Annotated in this window: 1 protein-coding gene; it reads right to left on the bottom strand. The window is 61.2% G+C overall.

Going from position 1 to position 686, the window contains the following annotated elements:
* The coding region (locus tag AC1DQM_RS29860) for an immunoglobulin-like domain-containing protein (RefSeq protein ID WP_477747263.1) at nt 1–671 on the bottom strand (671 nt) is incomplete at its 3' end.
* Between the last annotated feature and the right edge of the window lie 15 nt (nt 672–686).

Genomic DNA, 686 nt, shown 5'->3' with positions numbered 1-686 from the left:
CTGACCGGCGTTTTGTCCGCCACCAGATTTTCGTAATTGCCGCCGCTGACGTTGGTGATCGAGTTGGTCAGCGGAGCATGGCCGGTCAATGCGTCGTTCGGCGCGGCGGTGGTCACGGTACCGGTGGTTTTGCCGATATCGATGGTGATCGTCTGGCCGTTAGCCAGGGACACGGTGACCGGGCTACCAGTCACTGGTGCACCGACGGTCGCGGTGTAAGTGACGGTGCCGCCTTCGGCGACGTTCGCGGTCGCACTCAGCGAAACAGTGCTGGTGTCGATGGTGTCGTTGACGGTAGTGACCGCAGGCGTATTGCTGGTTACCAGGTTCTCGAAGTTGCCACCGGTGGCGTCTTTGATGGTCGTTTCAATGGTTCCGGCGTCTTTATAGACGTCGTCCTTCGGCGCATCGACGGTTACGGAACCGGTGGTTTTGCCTGCTTCGATGGTGATGACGGCGCCATTGCTCAACGTCACGGTCACTGGCGTGCCGGCGGCGTTGGTCAGGGTCGCGGTATAAACGATGGAACCGCCTTCGGCGACCGAGTCGGTTGCCGACAGGCTGAGGGTGGTGGTGTCCGGGGTGTCGGTCACCGAGGTATCCGCCGACTTGCCGTCGACTTCCAGTTTCTCGTAGTTGCCGCCCTTGGCGTCGTCGATTTTGACGCTCAAAGAACCGCCGCCAGC

It is taken from the genome of Pseudomonas sp. 01L34 (assembly GCF_056400265.1).
The sequence above is the reverse complement of the archived record's forward strand: the minus strand, read 5'-3'. Positions and strand labels throughout refer to the sequence as shown.